At 65.3% G+C, this 18,407-nt stretch carries 16 protein-coding genes and 1 tRNA gene; 8 read left to right on the top strand and 9 right to left on the bottom strand.

The annotated features are described in order from the left end of the window. Window positions 1–13: 13 nt before the first annotated feature. On the bottom strand, window positions 14–484 hold the full coding sequence (locus SPHI_RS05190) for a DUF2721 domain-containing protein (RefSeq protein ID WP_408640474.1): 471 nt from the start codon (window positions 482–484) through the stop codon (window positions 14–16). 19 nt (window positions 485–503) lie between these two features. Further along, the gene (locus SPHI_RS05185) at window positions 504–1,166 is read right to left on the bottom strand and encodes a TetR/AcrR family transcriptional regulator (RefSeq protein ID WP_076743824.1); all 663 of its coding nucleotides are present in this window, start codon (window positions 1,164–1,166) and stop codon (window positions 504–506) included. A gap of 104 nt (window positions 1,167–1,270) precedes the next feature. Here SPHI_RS05185 and SPHI_RS05180 point away from each other — a divergent pair, with 104 nt between their 5' ends. The 7 genes from SPHI_RS05180 (at window position 1,271) to SPHI_RS05155 (ending at window position 8,456) form a co-directional block, all read left to right on the top strand. Continuing rightward, window positions 1,271–2,338, top strand: coding sequence for a phosphotransferase family protein (locus SPHI_RS05180; RefSeq protein ID WP_076743823.1), 1,068 nt, complete (start codon window positions 1,271–1,273; stop codon window positions 2,336–2,338). 8 nt (window positions 2,339–2,346) lie between these two features. Continuing rightward, window positions 2,347–3,258 carry a glutathione S-transferase family protein gene (locus tag SPHI_RS05175; RefSeq protein WP_076743822.1) on the top strand — a complete coding sequence of 304 codons (912 nt, stop codon included), beginning with the start codon at window positions 2,347–2,349 and terminating at the stop codon, window positions 3,256–3,258. A 108-nt stretch (window positions 3,259–3,366) separates the two neighbouring features. After that, window positions 3,367–5,703: a putative bifunctional diguanylate cyclase/phosphodiesterase gene (locus SPHI_RS05170; RefSeq protein WP_233130698.1), complete on the top strand. Its 2,337-nt coding sequence runs from the start codon at window positions 3,367–3,369 to the stop codon at window positions 5,701–5,703. 37 nt (window positions 5,704–5,740) lie between these two features. Continuing rightward, window positions 5,741–5,817, top strand: a tRNA-Trp gene (locus SPHI_RS05165). 176 nt (window positions 5,818–5,993) lie between these two features. Further along, window positions 5,994–6,329 carry a TfoX/Sxy family protein gene (locus SPHI_RS05160; RefSeq protein ID WP_076743820.1) on the top strand — a complete coding sequence of 112 codons (336 nt, stop codon included), beginning with the start codon at window positions 5,994–5,996 and terminating at the stop codon, window positions 6,327–6,329. A gap of 305 nt (window positions 6,330–6,634) precedes the next feature. Continuing rightward, window positions 6,635–6,772 (top strand): hypothetical protein, encoded by a 138-nt coding sequence (locus tag SPHI_RS14935; RefSeq protein WP_158049619.1) that lies wholly within the window; start codon window positions 6,635–6,637, stop codon window positions 6,770–6,772. 364 nt (window positions 6,773–7,136) lie between these two features. Next, window positions 7,137–8,456, top strand: a complete 1,320-nt coding sequence (locus tag SPHI_RS05155) for an erythromycin esterase family protein (protein ID WP_076743819.1) — start codon at window positions 7,137–7,139, stop codon at window positions 8,454–8,456. 335 nt (window positions 8,457–8,791) lie between these two features. Here the strand turns inward: SPHI_RS05155 and SPHI_RS05145 are convergent, their stop codons facing one another. From SPHI_RS05145 to SPHI_RS05120, 6 genes are all read right to left on the bottom strand, one after another. Continuing rightward, complete coding sequence (locus tag SPHI_RS05145) at window positions 8,792–9,619, bottom strand: HpcH/HpaI aldolase/citrate lyase family protein (RefSeq protein ID WP_076743817.1); 828 nt, start codon at window positions 9,617–9,619, stop codon at window positions 8,792–8,794. Next, window positions 9,616–10,758, bottom strand: a complete 1,143-nt coding sequence (locus SPHI_RS05140; RefSeq protein ID WP_076743816.1) for a CaiB/BaiF CoA transferase family protein — start codon at window positions 10,756–10,758, stop codon at window positions 9,616–9,618. The genes SPHI_RS05145 and SPHI_RS05140 overlap by 4 nt, the downstream gene beginning before the upstream one ends. A 72-nt stretch (window positions 10,759–10,830) precedes the next feature. Next, window positions 10,831–12,288 carry an aldehyde dehydrogenase family protein gene (locus SPHI_RS05135; protein ID WP_233130696.1) on the bottom strand — a complete coding sequence of 486 codons (1,458 nt, stop codon included), beginning with the start codon at window positions 12,286–12,288 and terminating at the stop codon, window positions 10,831–10,833. A 23-nt stretch (window positions 12,289–12,311) separates the two neighbouring features. Further along, a complete protein-coding gene (locus SPHI_RS05130) occupies window positions 12,312–13,415 on the bottom strand; it encodes an NAD(P)-dependent alcohol dehydrogenase (protein WP_076743815.1) in 1,104 nt (367 codons plus the stop codon). 14 nt (window positions 13,416–13,429) lie between these two features. Next, a complete protein-coding gene (locus SPHI_RS05125) occupies window positions 13,430–14,176 on the bottom strand; it encodes a glucose 1-dehydrogenase (RefSeq protein WP_076743814.1) in 747 nt (248 codons plus the stop codon). A gap of 30 nt (window positions 14,177–14,206) precedes the next feature. Continuing rightward, entirely contained in the window at window positions 14,207–15,655 is a 1,449-nt protein-coding gene (locus SPHI_RS05120) for an aldehyde dehydrogenase family protein (protein WP_076743813.1), read from the bottom strand. Window positions 15,656–15,767: 112 nt separating this feature from the next. Here SPHI_RS05120 and SPHI_RS05115 point away from each other — a divergent pair, with 112 nt between their 5' ends. After that, window positions 15,768–16,655 (top strand): LysR family transcriptional regulator, encoded by an 888-nt coding sequence (locus tag SPHI_RS05115; RefSeq protein WP_076743812.1) that lies wholly within the window; start codon window positions 15,768–15,770, stop codon window positions 16,653–16,655. 19 nt (window positions 16,656–16,674) lie between these two features. Here the strand turns inward: SPHI_RS05115 and SPHI_RS05110 are convergent, their stop codons facing one another. Continuing rightward, entirely contained in the window at window positions 16,675–18,387 is a 1,713-nt protein-coding gene (locus SPHI_RS05110) for a GMC family oxidoreductase (RefSeq protein WP_076743811.1), read from the bottom strand. Window positions 18,388–18,407: the final 20 nt, after the last annotated feature.

The raw sequence follows: 18,407 nt of genomic DNA, 5'->3' as shown, positions 1-18,407 counted from the left end.
CGGTTCGAATTCCTCAGCGCAGCAATTCGTCGCGGACCTGGATCGCCCGGATCGACATGCGCACCTCGATCATGAACAGAACGAGGCTGGCGATCAGCAGTGCCATGGCGAGAATGAAAGAGACCGCCACGAACTGGCCGATGTGCAGCCCGGAAAGCACGGCCACGAACAAGGTCGCCACCACCACGCACGTCATCACCGCAGAGGATACCGCCAGGAACAGCGCCGAGTTGATGTTGGCCATCCGCCGGTCGAGCAGCCGCAGCTCCGCGACATAGCGATCATGTTCCGGTCCGGTGGAGCGCGGATGCAGCGCCTCCAACGCGCGCGATCGATCGACCACGCGCGACAGCCGCCCCGCAAGCACGTTGAGCAGCGCGCCAATGCCGGCGAGCATGAACACGGGGCTGACGGATAGCTGGATCGTCTGCGCGATCGTCTGCACTTCGGGCGCATAAGGCATTGCCGCTGATCTGGCGCGCATCGCGCCCCACGGCAAGCGCTCAGCCTCTTTTGGCTGGCCCCAGCAGGATCGCCTCGACGGCGTCGATCATTCCCGCCAGCGCGACCGGCTCGCCCCAATAAGGGTGATCGGCCCCCGCGCCGGCATCCCGCGCGGTTTCGCGACCGGCCAGCAGGGTGCGCAGCGACAGGCCCGCGAACAGCAATCGCTGGTTGACCAGCGCATGGGGCAGATCGGCCAGCAAGCGATGGAAATGCGCCAGACAGCGCACATAGCCGGCCGAATGCTCGCCGCCCGCCCATTGATCGAACATCTGCCGCCGCTCGGTCTGCATGCTGGTCATGAAACGGAAATAGGTTTCCCCCTCTCCCGTCTCCCCGGCCAGTTCGGCGTTGGGAATGACCAGCGCCCGCACCACGTCGCGCAAGGTGAGGTCGCCTTGCGCCTCCGCCTCGTCGATCATCCGCATGCGGGTTGTGTCGATCAGGTCTGCGCCCTCGACCACCAGCTCGCGGAGCAGATCGTCCTTGCTGCCAAAATAATAATGCACCGCGGCCGCGTTGCGCTGCCCCGCCGCCTCGACGATCTCGCGCATGCCGACCGCCGCAATGCCGCGTTCCGCGAACAGCCGCCGGGCGGCGCGCTTCAGTTCGTTACGGGTGGTGCCGCCACGGCCGGCGGATTGGGGACGCGCAAGGTTCATGCGGCCGAACCATCGGCCAAGCGCGCGCCGGGTTCAAGTCGAATGGCTTAGATTGACGCTCGCCGCCTGTCGCTTATGGTAAAGCAAACGACTTAGGAGAGACCATGGCAGCGCTGGCGCACGACCGCGAAGCATGGGCGGAGCTGATCGACCTGGATACGCTCGCGCGCTGGATGGATGGCAAGTCGCTCGGCGACGGCCCGATCGAGCACGCCGAGACCCTGGGTGGCGGCACGCAGAACATCCTGCTCCGCTTCGACCGCGCTGGCCGCACCTATGTCCTGCGCCGGCCGCCGCGCCGCCCGCGCCCGGAAAGCGACGAAGTGATGCGCCGCGAGATGAAGGTGCTCGCGGCACTTGCCGGTTCTGACGTGCCGCATCCAGGCTTCATCGCCGGGGAGCCCGATCCTGCCGTGCTGGGCACCGCTTTCTACCTGATGGAGCCGGTTGAGGGCTTCAACGCCACGCAGGGCCTGCCCGAATTGCACGCCAACAGCGCCGACGTCCGCCGACAGATGGGCGAGGCGATCGTCGACGGCGCCGTCGCCCTGTCGCGGATCGACCCGCACGAGGCGGGGCTCGACGATCTCGGCAAGCTGGACGGCTGGCTCGAACGCCAGGTGCCACGCTGGCGCGCGCAGCTCGACGGCTATGCCAAGTTCGAGGGTTGGACCGGCTATACCGAATTGCCGCAGGTTGAGGCGATCTGCGCCTGGCTGGAGGCGAACCGGCCGGCCACTATGCAGCCGGGCCTGATCCATGGCGATTATCACCTAGCCAACGTCATGTACCGCCCCGATTCGCCAGCGTTGGCGGCGATCGTCGATTGGGAACTCGCCAGCCGCGGCGATCCCATGCTCGATCTCGGCTGGCTCACTGCGACGTGGCGCGATCCCGACGAGCCCAACCCGCGCGTGTCGGTCACGCCCTGGGACGGATTCCCCAGCCTAGCCGAGATCGCCGATCGCTATCTCACCGCCACCGGCCGCACCGCGGCCGAAGCGCGCTGGTACACCGTGCTCGCCCCTTTCAAGCTCGGTGCGATCTTGGAGGGCAGCCACGCCCGCGCCTGCGCCGGCCTGACGCCCAAGCCGATCGGTGACGCACTCCACGCCCACACCATCTCGCTGTTCGATCGCGCGCTGCGCCGGATCGACAAGCCCTTGCTCTGAGGATCGCCATGACCATTCTGGTCCACCAATATGACAGCTCGCCCTTCTCGGAGAAGGTACGGATCTGCCTCGGTATCAAGGGCCTCTCCTGGGCAGCGGTGGATCAGCCGGTGATCATGCCCAAGCCCGATCTGCTCGCGCTCACCGGCGCCTATCGTCGCATCCCCGTGATGCAGATCGGCGCGGACATCTATTGCGACAGCGTGCTCATCGTCCGGGAGCTCGAACGCCGCTTCCCCACGCCGACGCTCTTCCCCGCCGGCACTCCGGGGATCGATCAGGCGCTGGCACAATGGACCGATCGCGCCTTCTTCCAGGCGGCAGTGGGCGTGATCTTTGGCGGCTTGGGCGATGCGGTCGACCCCGCCTTCCGCGCTGATCGCGAACAATTGAGCGGACAGCCGTTCAACCCCGCCGCCATGAAGGCTGCCGTACCCTATATGGCAGCCCAGCTTCGCGCGCACGCCGCGTTGATCAGCGAGCAACTCACAGACGGCCGTGCCTTTCTGTCGGGCGAGCGCCCAGGTCTCGTCGACGCCAGCGCCTTCTACAATCTGTGGTTCGTGCGTTCCTTTCACGCGCCCGCCGCCGCCGCTTTCGAGGATTTGCCGGGATTGATGGACTGGTACGATCGCGTTCGCGGCATCGGCCACGGCGATCGACGCACCGGGACCCGCGAAGAGGCGATCGCCGCGGCCCTCAACGCCGCGCCGGACGAACCAAGCCTTGCTTCCGCCGACGCGGCGCTGGCAAACCGGGAGGTGACGGTTGCCGCCACCGATTACGGCCGCGATCCCATTCGCGGCCGGCTGGTCGGTTCGTCGCCCTACCATTGGGCCATAGCACGCGACGATCCGCGGGCCGGCCGCGTCAACGTTCACGTGCCGAGGCTGGGCTTCAGCCTGTCAGCCTCCGAATGATCGATACGCAAACGCATGTTCGCAGATGCTGAATAAGTCCGTAACGGCGGCGTTCCCGCAACCATAAGTAAACCCTCGCGCCCTATTCCCCCGGGCGTGAGCACGCCATTGATCCCCCATCACGCGCCCATTCCGCTTCGCCAATTACTTGGCATCAGCGAGGGCGAGGATCCGGTTCTATGGAGTCGCCTGCGCGCGACTCAGCTCTTTGCCGGGCGGCGGTTGGCGCTGTTCCTTCTTGTCGCCAATCTCACCGGCGGGGTGGGCGTCGGCATGTTGTTCGCCGATCGCCTGCCGCGCTGGTGGCTGGTCGCCTGGGGCGTGACCTTGGCTGTGGTTGCGGCATTTGTTGCGGTTCGTCGTTTACGGACCGAGCATCTCGAGGAAGGCTATGCCACGCTGCACGAATTGCGTGACACAGCACTGGAAGGTCTGGGTCTCGCTGCGATGTGGAGCTTTCCTCCGCTGGTCTTTGCCGCCCAGGCACCTGGGCTCGCCTTTGACTTGTGGATGATCCTGTCGGTGCTGATGACGGCCGCGGCCTTTGCCATGGCCCCGATCGTGCTTGCCGCGCTGGCGTTAATCGGCGGCGTGGGGCTCGCCGCGGCATTGCTGCTGGTGCTGCAACAGGATTTCATGTCCGCAGTGGCCACCTTGCTGTTTGCCGCGCTGCTGATCGTCGTTTGCATCGGTCGGGCACGCTTCCTGGTGATGCTGCGCAGCTTTGAACTAAACCTGTCCGACAGCCACGAAACCGTCAGTCTGCTACTCGGCGAGTTTGAGGATACCGGCGCGGATTGGCTGTGGGAAACCGATACGCAGCGACGCTTGTGCAAGGTCAGCCCGCGCTTCGCCCACGCGCTCGGCCAACCGGCCGAGCATCTGGAGGGCATGCCGGTGCTACAGGCGTTCGCCGGGCCAAGCTGGGAATCGGGCGATTTCGCGCCGGGCCTGCGATTGCTGGCCGACAAGCTCAAGCGGCGCGAGGCGTTCCGCGATCTCGCCTTGCCCGTGACCGTCGGCGGCGAGCAGCGCTGGTGGGAAATCACCGCCAGCCCGCGACTCGATGAGCGCGGCCACTTTGTCGGCTTCCGCGGCGTCGGCTCCGATGTCACCGAACAGCGCGCCTCGACCGACAAGATCAATCGCATGGCCCGCTTCGATACGCTGACTGGCCTGCCCAACCGTCTGTTCGTCAACGAGGCTCTGGCCCGCGCGCTGGCCGAGGCGGATCGCTGGGGCAGCCGCGCCGCCTTCATGATGATCGATCTCGATCGCTTCAAGGCGGTGAACGACACGCTCGGCCACCCGATCGGCGATCGCTTGCTTGGCCGCGTGTCCGAACGGCTGGCACAGTTGATGACCGATAATGAGCTGATCGGCCGACTGGGCGGTGACGAATTCGCCGTGGTGGTCAACGACGCCAGTGATGCCGGGCGTGTCGAGGCGCTCGCCCGCAAAATCATCGAAACCTTGTCGCGTCCCTATGAAGTCGATCAGCACACGCTTTACATCGGCGCGTCGGTCGGCGTTGCCACGTCACCGCGCGATGGCCGCACCGCCGAAACGCTGGTCCGCTCGGCGGATCTGGCGCTGTATCGCTCCAAGGACGCCGGCGGCGGCGTGTTCCACGCCTATGAACCGCAGCTCCATGTCGATGCGGAGGAGCGTCGCTTGCTGGAGATCGCGCTCCGCAAGGCGCTGGAACGCGGCGAACTCAGCCTGGATTATCAGCCGGTGGTGGATGCGGGCACCGAGCGTCTCACCGGATTCGAGGCGCTGCTGCGTTGGCGCAATGCCGAGCTCGGCGCGATCTCGCCCGCCAAGTTCATCCCGCTCGCCGAGGAAGCGAGGCTGATCGGCCCGATGGGCGAATGGGTGGTGCGCACCGCCTGCGAGGAGGCCGCGCGTTGGCCCGACGACATCCGGGTGGCGGTCAACGTCTCGCCCGAACAACTACATAATCCCAATTTCGTGGCGGTCGTCGCCCAGGCACTCGCCACCACCGGCTTGTCGCCGCACCGGTTGGAGCTCGAAGTCACCGAAAGCGTGTTCATGCGCGAAGGCACTGGGGCGCTGAAGGTGCTCGAACGTATCCTCGAACTCGGCGTCCGCCTCAGCCTCGACGATTTCGGCACCGGCTATTCGTCGCTCGGCTATCTCTCGCGCACGAAATTTTCCTCGATCAAGATCGATCGAAGCTTTGTCACTGCCGCTGCCAAGGGGACGCCCGAGGCGCTTGCCATTATCCGTGCAGTGGTGGCGCTTGCCGGCAGCCTCGGCATGGCGACCACGGCGGAAGGTGTGGAGACCGCCGATCAACTGACGCTGATTCGCTCGCTCGGCTGTTCCAAGATCCAGGGCTATCATTTCGGCCGGCCACTGCCCGTGGCAGAGGCACGCGATCTCGCAATACGCACCCGTCCCGCCATTCGCGCCGCTTGAACACTGGCGCGCCGGCCGCTAAGGGCGGTGTTGCTGCAGGGGTGTAGCTCAGCTGGTTAGAGCGTCGGTCTCCAAAACCGAAGGCCCTCGGTTCGAATCCGAGCTCCCCTGCCAAGCATCTGTCGATTTTCCGATGATCAACTGAGATCTGGCTACTGACCCGAGAGACGGCGACTAACTGTCTGTGCGAGCGGGGCTTGGACGTGAATGGACGACGGCTAGAGTCCCACATAGAACGCAAGCGCGATGGGCCCGTTGCTTACCGCGACGCCGCTCTGTTACGCTGAAGCATGGCGACGCAACAACGCACAGTCGATTACCTGCTTGAACAAGCGACCGGCGCCGGCACGGTATCTGCGAAGCCAATGTTTGGCGAATACGGCGTCTATGTCGACGGCAAGATGATCGGCTCAGTCTGCGACGATCGCCTTTACGTTAAACCGACGGCATCCGGTCGCGTTCATGCGGAACCAGTGTCTGACGGGGCGCCGTATCCAGGCGCCAAGTCGCACCTGTTAATTGAGGCTGATCGCTGGGATGACGCCGAGTGGCTGGGTGAGCTGCTGCGCGTCACCGCGGCCGAGCTGCCGATACCTAAGCCGCGCAAGCCCAAGCGAAGCATGTGATCGTGTGGGGCGCCCAAGACCCATCTGTGGACGCCCTTTCGGACTCAGGCGGTATTTGGAAGTTCTGACACGTGATACCCTCCTTCTACCGACTGCGCTCTCCGACGCCTTCGGCCTGCCTCGGCTTACGCTGCGACTAGTACCGGGGCCTTGTCGTCCTCCTGCTTCACCAGCGACGCGCAGACAGGGCGCGCCATTTCGGTGGCGGGCGCGATGGTCACCAGCATGCGCGGCCGCGTCGCTGCGGCGCTGCCGGAAACTCCGCGCCCGCCGGGCGTTTATCGGTTTCCATCAGGAGAAAGACGATGACCGACCACAAGAAAAAGGGGGACTTTCACAAGAACGGAAAGGACGATCAAGGCGGCAACAAGAAGCAGGACAACAGCGACAACACGGCCAGCAAGGACAATAACCAGAACGCTGGTCATGGCGGCCACAAGTAGGTTACGCGCCGGCAGTCTCGCAACATACCGCACGCTCTTCGGCGCTTACACGTGCCACTCATGAAAAGACGGTCAGCCGGCGTGCGGTCACGGTGACGTTTCGTAGCTGATCGCCTTTCAACCAGGCCAAACTCTGGCACTGAACGCCGTTGTCGTTTTGCCGAGTCCCACCATTGTTCGCGTTCCAGCGCGCCTGTGAAAACTATAGGCCGCTGCCTCCTCTGGCTACGGGCCGGTCTTAAAACAACAGCCATGAGCGCGCGAAAGCCTGCTCCACTCCGGGCAGACAATAAATACCAATCGAGCACGCCGATGAGAACTTCAGCACGTTCGCTTCGTTGACTGCGGCGGAAGGAGCGAGCCGATGGTGGGTGCTGACACGCAGCAAGTCATCGATCTAGTAAGGGAGTCTGCCGAACCGCTGCCGGACTTTGACGATCCGGCGTTCGGGACGATGTTCGACCGCTTCGGCGATGCCCGCGTCGTGTGCTTGGGAGAGGCGAGCCACGGGACGGCCGAGTTCTATCGGGCGCGTGCCGCGATCACGCGTCGGCTAATCGAACATCACGGTTTCACGATGGTGGCAGTGGAGGCAGATTGGCCCGACGCCGCGGTGATTGACCGGATCGTGCGCCTAAAGCCGACGCTGCCAGAAGCTGAGCGACCATTCACACGCTTTCCTACCTGGATGTGGCGCAACACCGAGTTTGAGAGCTTCATCAAGTGGCTCAGAGACTTCAATGGCAAGCGGGGTGAAGCGGATCGGGTCAGTTTCCACGGCCTCGATCTCTACAACATGAACGCCTCGATTACGGCGGTGATCGGCTATCTCGACCGCATCGATCCTGTCGCTGCGGCGGAGGCGCGCAAGCTATATGGTTGCTTGAAGCCGTGGAGGGAGCAGCCAGCAATCTATGGCCGTATGGCTCTTAGCGAGGGGCATGGGCGTTGCGAGGCAGGGGTTCTGCAGTTGCTGCGTGACCTGTTCGCCAAGGAAGAAACCTACGCATCTCGAGATCCGGACTCGTTCCTCGATGCCGCCCAGAATGCGCGATTGGTGGCGAACGCCGAGGCATATTACCGGGCAATGTATTATGGCTCGGCAGCCAGCTGGAACCTTCGCGACGAGCACATGGCCGATACACTGGAGGTTCTGCTTCAACGCAATGGGCCCGACGCGAAGGTTGTCGTCTGGGCCCACAATAGTCATATCGGGGACGCGCGTCATACCGACATGGGGCAGACCCGAGGCGAGCTGAACCTGGGGCAGCTCGTTCGTGAACGCTACAACGGCGCGTCATGTCTGATCGGCTTTGGAACGCACACCGGCACCGTGGCAGCTGCCGACGACTGGGATGAGCCGATGAAGATCAAACCGGTGAATCCGTCGCGCCCTGACAGCTACGAACGGATCATGCATGATAGTGGCGTGAAGCGCTTCTTACTTGATCTTCGCGAGGACGCGGGATCGCCTTATCTGCGCGACGCGCTCAAAGCGGAGCGGCTGGAGCGTTACATCGGCGTGATCTACCGCCCTGAGACCGAGCGCTGGAGCCATTACTCCGAAGCTTCGCTCGCGCAGCAATATGATGCACTCCTATGGTTCGACACGACTTCGGCGGTCGTTGCCACTGGCGAAGTTGCGCAACGGGGGAAAGAAGAGTTGTGGCCCTCAGGGCTGTGAGAACGTCCCATCCGATCGGCCGACGCCAGTTACTTCAGCACCACCGGCGTCCCGGCCACGAATGCGGCGTCGTTGAGAGGGACTAGATACTCACGCCCGGCACGGCTGTCGGCTCCCCGGCGGCAAGCACTCGAAGCCGTTCGCTGGCTGATGTGAGTAGGCCGGCGGTTGATGATGCTCTGCAGCGCCGCTCGGGTGATCAGTCTCTGCAGGATGTTGGCGGCACAGACCTCGGGATCGCGATCCTCAGAGCCAACCACCATGCGGACAGCATCGCTGCCGCCGTCGCTATGCCGATCACCGTGATGGCGGCAGGCAAAAGATTTCGAATAGTGTCAAGCAGCGGCATCAGCCAACAAGCGATGTGCGCGGGCGACGACCGGGCGATCGATCATCCGGCCATCAAGTGCGACCGCGGTGCCCCCGGACGCATTGTCTGCGGCGACAATTCGCCGCGCCTGTTCAATCTCGCTTTCACTCGGACGTAGCGCGGCCGATACCGTCGCAAGCTGCTGCGGATGAATGCACATCTTTGCGCGAAACCCGAGAGCCCGCGCATGCCGCATCGCGGCCTCGTTCGCTCCACGATCCCTGAAGTTGGCGGTCACGCCCTCGACGGGTGCGGCGATGCCGGCCGCCCTGCTGGCAACGGTAAACCGAAGGCGAATGGGATCGAACAGCCGGTCGTCGTCCGAAAGGATGTCGAGATCAAGCGCGAGATCGATCGTTCCCAGTGCCAGCCGGACCACGCCTGGGCAGGATGCCACCGCTTCCACCGACGCGACTCCGGTCGCCGTCTCAATCAGCGCAATAACGGGCGACAGAGCGGCGACTTGTGCCAGGGCCGAGTCCGCCGCCGCCTTCGGCAGCATGATGCTGATCACATTGGGATGACGCGCAAGGGCGATGTCCTCCCTAGCATAAGGCGTGTCCGCAGCGTTGATCCGCACCACGGCTTCACCACCGGCATCGAGCCAACGGCGTACCGCATCGCGCGCCAGCTCCTTTTCCGCGGCGGGAACCGCATCCTCCAGATCGAGAATGACGACGTCAGCGCCGCTTGCGACCGCTTTGTCGAAGCGCTCCGGCCGATTGCCCGGCACGAATAAAAAGTGCCGGGCGTCGGCGATGCGAGCGGATGATCGCTGAGTTGCAGCGTTCATGCGTCGGCTTCAACCGACATGCCAATCTCTGCAAGGATCTTGGCGGTGTGCTCACCGGGAGCCGGAACGGGGTCCATCCGGGCGTCAGCCTGCCCAGGCGGAAGCAGCGCAGGCACGGCGCCCGCCTGGGTGCCGACCTCACGCCATCGTCGACGCGCCTTTAGCTGTCGGTGCGACCACAAGCCGGCCATGTCATTGACCGGCGCGTTCGCGATCTTCGCGGAATCGAGCGCCTCGATCACCTCGGCGGTGGGCTGCTTGCCGAGCACCGCCGCGATCGTTTCGGCAAGCGCGGCACGATTGGCCGACCGGGCCGAATTGGTGGCGAAAAGCGGGTTTGTAGCAACGGTCGGAAGCCGCAACACCTTCTCACAGAAGGACGCCCATTCACGCTCGTTCTGGATGCCGAACAAGACCACGCCGTCGGCCGTGTCGAAGGGGCCATAGGGATAGATGGTGGCATGGGCTGCCCCGGACCGCGGCGGCTGTGGGGCACCGTCGAAGGCGTAATAGAGCGGAAAGCTCATCCACTCCGCCATCGCCTCGAGCATGGAGACGTCGATGTGGCGCCCCTTGCCGGTGCGGCCGCGCTCAATCAGTCCGGCGAGGATGTTGGTGTAGGCGTACATGCCGGCCGCGATGTCAGCGATCGAACAGCCTGCCTTTACCACGTCACCCGGCGTACCCGTCACCGAGAGAAACCCCGACTCTGCCTGGATTAGCAGGTCATAGGCTTTCCGATCGCGATCGGGTCCGTCCTGGCCAAAACCAGAAATCTCGCAGACGATCAGCTGCGGGTACCGCTCAGCGAGCGTAGGCCCATCGAAGCCCATCCGGGCAGTGGCACCGGGCGCGAGGTTCTGGACCAACACGTCCGCCTTCGCAATCAGCCGGCGCAGCGCCTCCACCCCATCCTCGCTCTTGAGATCGAGTGCGATGCTTTCCTTAGACCGGTTGGTCCATACGAAGTGCGACGCGAGGCCATTGACGCGTTCGTCATAGGCGCGGGCGAAATCACCGGCGCCGGGCCGCTCCACCTTGATGACGCGCGCGCCAAGGTCGGCGAGTTGGCGCGTCGCGAACGGCGCGGCGATCGCATGTTCCAGGCTGACGACCGTGATCCCTTCGAGCGGGCGCATGTCCCCGTCCTCCCCAATCTTTCCAGTGCCGTGTGACGGGGGCGCCCTCCGTCCGGAGGGCGCCGCGCGCGCTTACTTCTTGAACATGTACGTCTTGGTGTTGGTGAATTCGGCCAACCCTTCCCGGCCGTTCTCCACGCCCAAGCCGGACTGCTTGTGCCCCCCGAACGGCACGTCGATGCCGTGGAGGTGAATTTCGTTCACCCAGACGGTGCCGGTCTCCAGCCGCTTGGCCACAGCGATCGCCGCATCGCGATCCCGCCCCCACACCGATCCGGCCAGGCCGAAAGGTGAGTCATTGGCCTTGGCGATCACCTCCTCGACATCGTCGAACGCGATGATCGGCAAGATCGGGCCGAACGGCTCTTCCTTGACGATGCGGCTGTCCTCGGGCGGGTTGTTGACGATGGTGACGGGGACGAAGTTGCCGGCGAGGCTCTCGTCGATCTCGCCGCCGAGCGGCACGTCGTAACCGTTGGCCTTCACGTCGGCGAACAGGTCCTTGAGCTTGCCGAACTGCATCCTGTTCTGGATCGGGCCGAGGCCGGTGGCCGGATCCATGCCGTCACCGACCTTGATGTCACGGGCATAGGCCACGAACGCTTCCACGAACTGCGCGTGGATCGAGCGGTGGACGTAGAGCCGCTTGGAGGCGATGCACCATTGCCCCGAATTGCCGAACGCGGCCCAGAACAGGGTGGGTACGATCGCCTGCCAATCGGCATCCGCCAGCACGATCGCGGCGTCATTGCCGCCCAGTTCCAGCGTGATGCGCTTCAGGTTGGTAGAGCCCGAGGCCATCACCTTCTTGCCGGTCGCGGTGGAGCCGGTGAAGCTGATCTTGGCAATGTCGGGATGCTCGGTCATCTGCTGACCGAGATCGTTGCCGCCCGACACGATGTTGAGCACGCCGGCCGGGAACACCTGCTGCGCGATCTCACCGAAGCGCAGCGTGCACAGCGGCGTGTAGGGCGACGGCTTCATCACCATCGTGTTGCCGGTGACGAGGCACGGCGCGACCTTCCACAGGCCGAGCAGCACCGGGAAGTTCCAGGGGGTGATCGCCCCGACCACGCCCAGCGGCGTATGATGGACCTCGACGACATGGCTGTCGGTATCCTCGATCACCTCGACAGGCAGGCGGCGCTTTCCGACTTCGCGCACCCAGTGGATCGCGGCTTCGACCTCGCCCTTTGCCATCGAATGGCGCGGTTTGCCCTGTTCCTGCGTCAGGAGCGTGATCAGCTCCTCCTTGTGGGCGTCCAGTGCGTCGGCATAAGCCTCTACCAGCGCGCCGCGCGCGTCGGCGTCCATCGCCGACCAGGCCGGAAAGGCACGCTTCGCCGCGGCGATCGCCGCTTCCATATGCTCGGCGGTGCCTTCGGGCGCCTGCGCGAGGACCTCGTTGGTCGCCGGGTTGAAGACGTCGAAGCTTTTGTTGGTTTCGATCAGCTTGCCGTCGATCGACAGCCCATAAGGGCCGGCGAAATCGACCGCGACGGTGCTGCGTTCGGTGATATCCGCGCTCACGTCTATTCTCCTTTTGATGATGGTCAGGGCCGCACGATCGGCTTCAGCACCCGGCCGGATTCGGAATCCTCGATGGCCTGGTTGATCTGATCGAGCGGGTAGAATTGGATCAGCTTGTCGAACGGGAAGCGGCCGGCGCGCCACAATTCGATCAACTGCGGGATGAACACCTGCGGCACGCTGTCGCCTTCGATGATGCCGCGCACGGTGCGGCCGAACAGCAGCGTGTTCATGTCGAGGCTGGCAGCGACGCCCATGTCGGCCGCGCCGATCAGGCCGCATATGCCGGGGATGCTGAGCGCCTCCACGGCCTGCACCAGCACCTTGGCAGCGCCGGTGCATTCCAGGGTGAATTCGGCGCCGCGCCCGTCGGTGAGCTTGCGGATTTCCTCCACCGCATCCGCCGTGCCGCCGTTGACGACATGCGTCGCACCAAGTTCGCGCGCCAGGTCGAGCCGCGCGTCATGCAGATCGACGGCGATGATCGTCGTGCACCCGATTGCCGCCGCGGCCATCACCGCCGACAGCCCGACCGAGCCTGCGCCGAAGATCGCGATCGACGCACCGGCATGCGGCTTCAGCGCGTTGAGCACCGCACCCGCGCCGGTCGAGATGCCGCAACCGAGCGGCCCCATCATCTCGAGCGGCACGTCGCGGCGGATCTTCACCGCGTTGCGTTCGGTGGCGATCGCGTAGGTGCCGAAGCTCGATTGCGCGAAGAACGCGCTGCCGAGTTCGTGGCCGTGATGGTCGCAGATGGCCTGGCTGCCATCCATCCGCGCGCCCTTGAAGTTGCGGTCGTAGAATTCGACGCAATAGCCGGGCTTGCCGGCCTTGCAGTTCCCGCACGCGCCGCAATGGCCGAACGCGAGCACGACATGGTCGCCGACGGCCAATGTGCGCACGTTTTCGCCCACCGCTTCCACGACGCCGGCCCCTTCATGCCCGGCGACAAGCGGCAGCGGCACGGGATAGCCCTGGTCGCGGACCACCATGTCGGTGTGACAAACGCCCGTACCGACGATCCGCACCAGCACTTCATCCGCCCGCGGCGCGCCGAAGGTGACGGTTTCCACCGCGAGCGGCGACGCCTTCTCGCGGATGACGGCTGCTTTGCCTTCCTTCATGTGTCTTTCTCCGTTCAAACCGAGCGGCCGCCATCGACGGGCAGTTCGACGCCGGTGATGTAGTCGGCGCTGGCAAGGTACAGCGCGGCCTCGGCAACGTCGTTCGGCTCGCACAACCGGCCGAGCGGGATCGAGGCGAGGAACTTGCCGCGGTTCTCGGGCGTGTCCTCCATGCCCATGAAATCGGCGAGCATGCCGGTCACGCCCATCACGGGCGCGATCGCGTTGACGCGGATGTTCATCGGCGCGAACTCCACCGCCAGCGCCTTGGACAGGACGTTGGTCGCGCCCTTCGACCCGGCATACCAGCTCAGGCCCGGGCGCGGGCGGATGCCGGATACCGACCCGACGTTCAGGATCACGCCTCCGCCATTGTCGCGCATCGCCGGCACGACGGACTGCACCATCAGGTAGATGCCCTTGATGTTGACCGCGAGGACGCGGTCGAACGTCTCCTCGTCCACCTCAAGCGCGGGCTGGTTCTTGTGGGTGTAGCCGGCGTTGTTGACGACGATGTCGGGTACGCCGAACCGCTCGATGGTGGCGGCGACGACCGCTTCGATGTCGGCACGCTTGCTGACGTCGGCGCGCAAGGCGATCGCCTTGTCTGCGCCGATCGCGTCGGCGACGGCCTGCGCCTTGTCGAGGTTCAGGTCCACGATCGCGACCCGCACGCCCTGAGCAGCAAAGCGGTGCGCCATGGCCTCGCCAAAGCCGCTCGCCGCGCCCGTGATCAGCGCGGTCTTGCCGTTCAAATCCATTACACTCTCCTGGGGAAATCGCTGGCGAGCTCAGCCGTGATTGAGCACCATTGTCTTGGTCTTGCTGAAATCGTGAAGCGCGGCGAAGCCCTTCTCGCGGCCGTGCCCGCTCTTGCCCGAGCCGCCGAACGGCAACTCGATCCCGGCGCCTGCGCCGTAGCAATTGACGAACACCTGTCCGGCCCGGACTTTTTTGACCATGCGCATCTGGCGCCCGCCGTCCCGCGTCCAGACGGCGGCGACGAGACCGTAATCGGTGTCGTTGGCGAGGCGCACGGCATCCGCCTCGTCGTCGAACGGCAGCACCGTGAGTACCGGGCCGAACACTTCCTCACGGGCGATGACGTTGTCGCGCGGTACGGGGCCGAGCAATGTCGGCTTCACGTAGAAACCGTCGGCGGCGATCCCGTCGGCCAGCACGCCCTCCGCCAGCACCGGAATGCCGTCCGCACGCGCCTGATCGAGGAACCCCTGCACACGCCCCTGCTGCCTGGCGGTGATGATCGGGCCACAGTCGAGGTCCATCTCCGGCGCGCCGACGCGCACCTTGGCGAACGCCTCGGCGAGCCGCGCGACAAACGCGTCATGCGCGGATCGCTCGACCAGCAGGCGGCTGCCGGCTGAACAGGTCTGGCCGCTGTTCTGGATGATCGCCTTGACGATCACCGGGATCGCAGCGTCGAAATCGGCATCGGCGAAGACGATCTGCGGCGACTTGCCGCCGAGTTCGAGCGTGCACGTAATGTAATGGTCGGCGCACAGCTTCTGGATGATCTGCCCGACCTGCGGCGAGCCGGTGAACGACATGAAGTCGACGCCGTGATGCGCTGCCAGCGCCGCGCCTGCCGTCGCGCCACGACCGGTGACGATGTTGAGCGCGCCTTCGGGGAAGCCCGCCTCCGCCGCCAGCTCGGCAAGGCGAAGCGCACTGGCGGACGCATCCTCGGCAGGTTTCAGCACCGTCGCATTACCGACCGCGAGCGAAGGCGCCAGCGTGCGCCCGAACATCTGCGCGGGGTAATTCCACGGCAGGATGTGGCCGGTGACGCCATGCGGCTCGTGGACCACGCCGACGTGATAGCCCGAGAGATAGGGGATCGTCTCGCCATGCAGCTTGTCCGCCGCCCCGCCGTAGAATTCGAAATAGCGCGCCAGTGCGACGATGTCGGCGTCGGCGACGCTCTTGGGCTTGCCGGTGTCCTTCGCCTCGATCGCTGAAAGTTCGGCGGCATTGGCGAGGATGAGGTCGCCTAGGCGGATCAGCATTCGTCCGCGCTCAGTCGCGGTGGTGCGGCCCCAGGCACCCTCATCGAAGGCACGGCGCGCGGCGCGTACCGCAAGATCGACATCGGCATCGCTGCTATCCGGGATCGCCCCGAATGCCTTGCCGGTGGCCGGATCGATCGCGGGCAGCGTCGCATCGGTCTGCGGGTCGACCCAAGCGCCCCCGATGAAATTGCGGCTGAAATCGACCTTCATGAACCCTCCGACGCGATGCGGCGCTGGGCCGGCATAAGCTTGATTACGGAGATAGTGCCGCCATACCATAACGTCTAATAGCGGCTTCAGGCATTTTCGATTAGATTTGGATATGGAACTTCGACATCTCCGCTATGCGCTCGCGATCGCCGAGGAGCGGCATTTCACCCGCGCCGCCGCGCGGCTCGGCATCGGCCAGCCGCCATTGAGCCAGCAGATCAAGCTGCTTGAGCAGGAACTGGGGGTGCAGCTGTTTCACCGCCAGACCCGCGGGGTGGAGCTGACCGATGCGGGTGAAGCGTTCATGCCGCTCGCGCAGGCGGCGGTGGCGGCTGCGGAGCAGGCGGTGCAAGCGGCCAGGCGCGCGGCGCGCGGCGAGATCGGCGCGCTGACGATCGGCTTCACCAGTTCGGCCTCGTTCAACCCGCTCGTGCCGCGGATCATCGGCCGCTTCCGTGAACGCCATCCCGACCTGACGATCCGTCTCGTCGAACAAACCACCATACGGCTGCTGGAGGCCATGGGGGAAGGCAGCGTCGACGTCGCCTTTCTCCGTCCCGCGCTCGGCGACACGGACGGGCTGGTGACACGCCGGCTGCCCGACGAGGATCTGTGGGTTGCGTTGCCTGCGCGGCACCGGCTGGCGGGCAACGCGAGCATCGAGCTGGTCGATCTCGCCGGCGACCCGTTCATTCTCTATCCGCGAAGCAATGGCCGATTGCTGTACGACAGCATCATCGCCGCGTGCCGCAACGCCGGCTTCTCGCCGCGCATCGCGCAGGAAGCGCCGCAAATGGCCTCCACCGTCAATCTCGTCGCGGCGGGCGTGGGCGTCGCGCTGGTACCGGAATCGATGCGCCAGCTCCATGCGCACGGCGTGGTCTATGCGCGGATCGCCGGCGATGGCCCGAAGGCACAGCTGGTCGTCGCGCACCGGCGCGACGGACCGCTGCCGCCGGCAGTGCGCAACTTCATGAGTTGCGTCACTGGCGACGATTGAGGCCTCACGCCCGTGAGCGTCAGGCCTGGCCGGCGATCAGCTTGGCGGCGCGATAACCGATCAGCATGGACGGCGCGTTGGTGTTGCCGGTGGTGATCGTTGGCATCACCGACGCATCGGCGACGCGCAGCCCTTCGATCCCGCGCACGCGCAGCTGCGGATCGACCACCGACCCCTCGTCCGTCCCCATCTTCGCCGTGCCGACGGGGTGGAAGTAGGTCGAGGCCGATTTCTGCAAAAACGCGCGGTAGCTCGCCGGATCATTCGACGCCGCACCCGGCAGCAGCTCTGCCTTGCGGATGTCCTTATAGGCATCGCTGTTGCCGATCGCCCGTGCGAGATCGGTCGCCGCCTTCAGCGCCACCATATCCTGTTCGGCCTGCAGGTAGTTTGGATCGATCAGGGGATCGACGCGCGGATTGGCCGAGGTGATCGTCACCGCCCCGCGCGATTTCGGCCGCATCACGCCGCACAGGATGGCATAGCCGTGCTGCTGCTGGAGGTTCAGCTCCTTGGTCGCAAACGGCACGCTGACGTAGAGCGCGTTGATGTCCGGCACCGGCTGCGAGGGGGCGGACTTGGACCAGAAATACACTTCGGAATGATTGTAGTTGGTCGGCGGCACCGGCCCCTTGGCCTCGAAGTTCACCCCCGCCCCCAGCACATGATCCTGTAGGTTCCGGCCCACGCCCGGCAGCGCCGCGACCGGCGCGATCCCCAGCTTGCGCAGATGCTCGGGATCGCCGATGCCGGACAGGGTCAGCAGCTTGGGCGTGATGATCGCGCCGGCGGACAGGATCACTTCCTTGTTCGCGCGCACCGTTACCGGCTTGCCAGCGTGGAGATACTGGACGCCGACGCAGCGACCTTTCTCGAGCAGCAGCTTCAGCACCGGCGCCTCGGTCAGCACCGTCAGCTTGGCACCTGCCGCCATCGCCGGCCGCAGGAAGGCGACGGCGCTGTTCTGGCGCTTGCCCGCATGGACGGTGAAATTGACCCAGGCCGGCCCTTCCAGCGTGCCGCCGTTGAAATCCTCCGTCTCGCGATAGCCGAGCGACTTCGCGCCTTCCATGAAGGCCGCGGCGCCCTCGTGACCCTTGGCCGGATCGGGCCGGGTGACGTGCAGCGGGCCGCCGGCCCCGCGCAGCGCGCTCGCGCCGCCCTGCCAATCTTCCAGTTCCTTGTAATCCGGCAGGACATTGTTCCAGCCCCACCCGGTCGCGCCATTATAAGCCCAGTCGTCATAATCCTGCGTCGCGCCGCGACAGTAGATCATGCAATTGACGCTCGAGCAGCCGCCCAGCCCCTCGCCGCGCGGATAGGGCACGATGCGGTTCTGCGCATGGGTCTGCGGCGTTGTTTGATAGGTCTTGGTGAAAGGCGAGGCGAGCGCGGCGGGCCATTGCGACGGATCGGTGACGAGTGGAGTCTCGTCCGAGGGGCCAGCTTCAAGGACGAGCACGGACGCGCCGGTGCGCTGGGCCAATTGCCCCGCCAGCGTCGCACCCGCCGCACCGGCGCCGACGACGATGTAATCCGCCGCGCGCGGTGCCGACGCCGTGCGCGTGGATTGCGCCCAAGCCTTGCCGCCGCCGATCCACAGGGCGTCCGCCACGGCAAAGGCCGCGCCTGCCGCCATCGCGCGGCCGATGAAACCGCGCCGGTCGATCGCACCCGCGGCGTGGTCGCGCAGCGCGCTAGCCAGCTGCCGCTGGTCCAGGATGTTGTTCATGTGCCTCTTCCCGTTGCTTT

It is taken from the genome of Sphingomonas jeddahensis, from assembly GCF_001981525.1.
Classification (GTDB): Bacteria; Pseudomonadota; Alphaproteobacteria; order Sphingomonadales; family Sphingomonadaceae; genus Sphingomonas; species Sphingomonas jeddahensis.
This window is presented reverse-complemented; position numbering and strand designations above follow the sequence as displayed.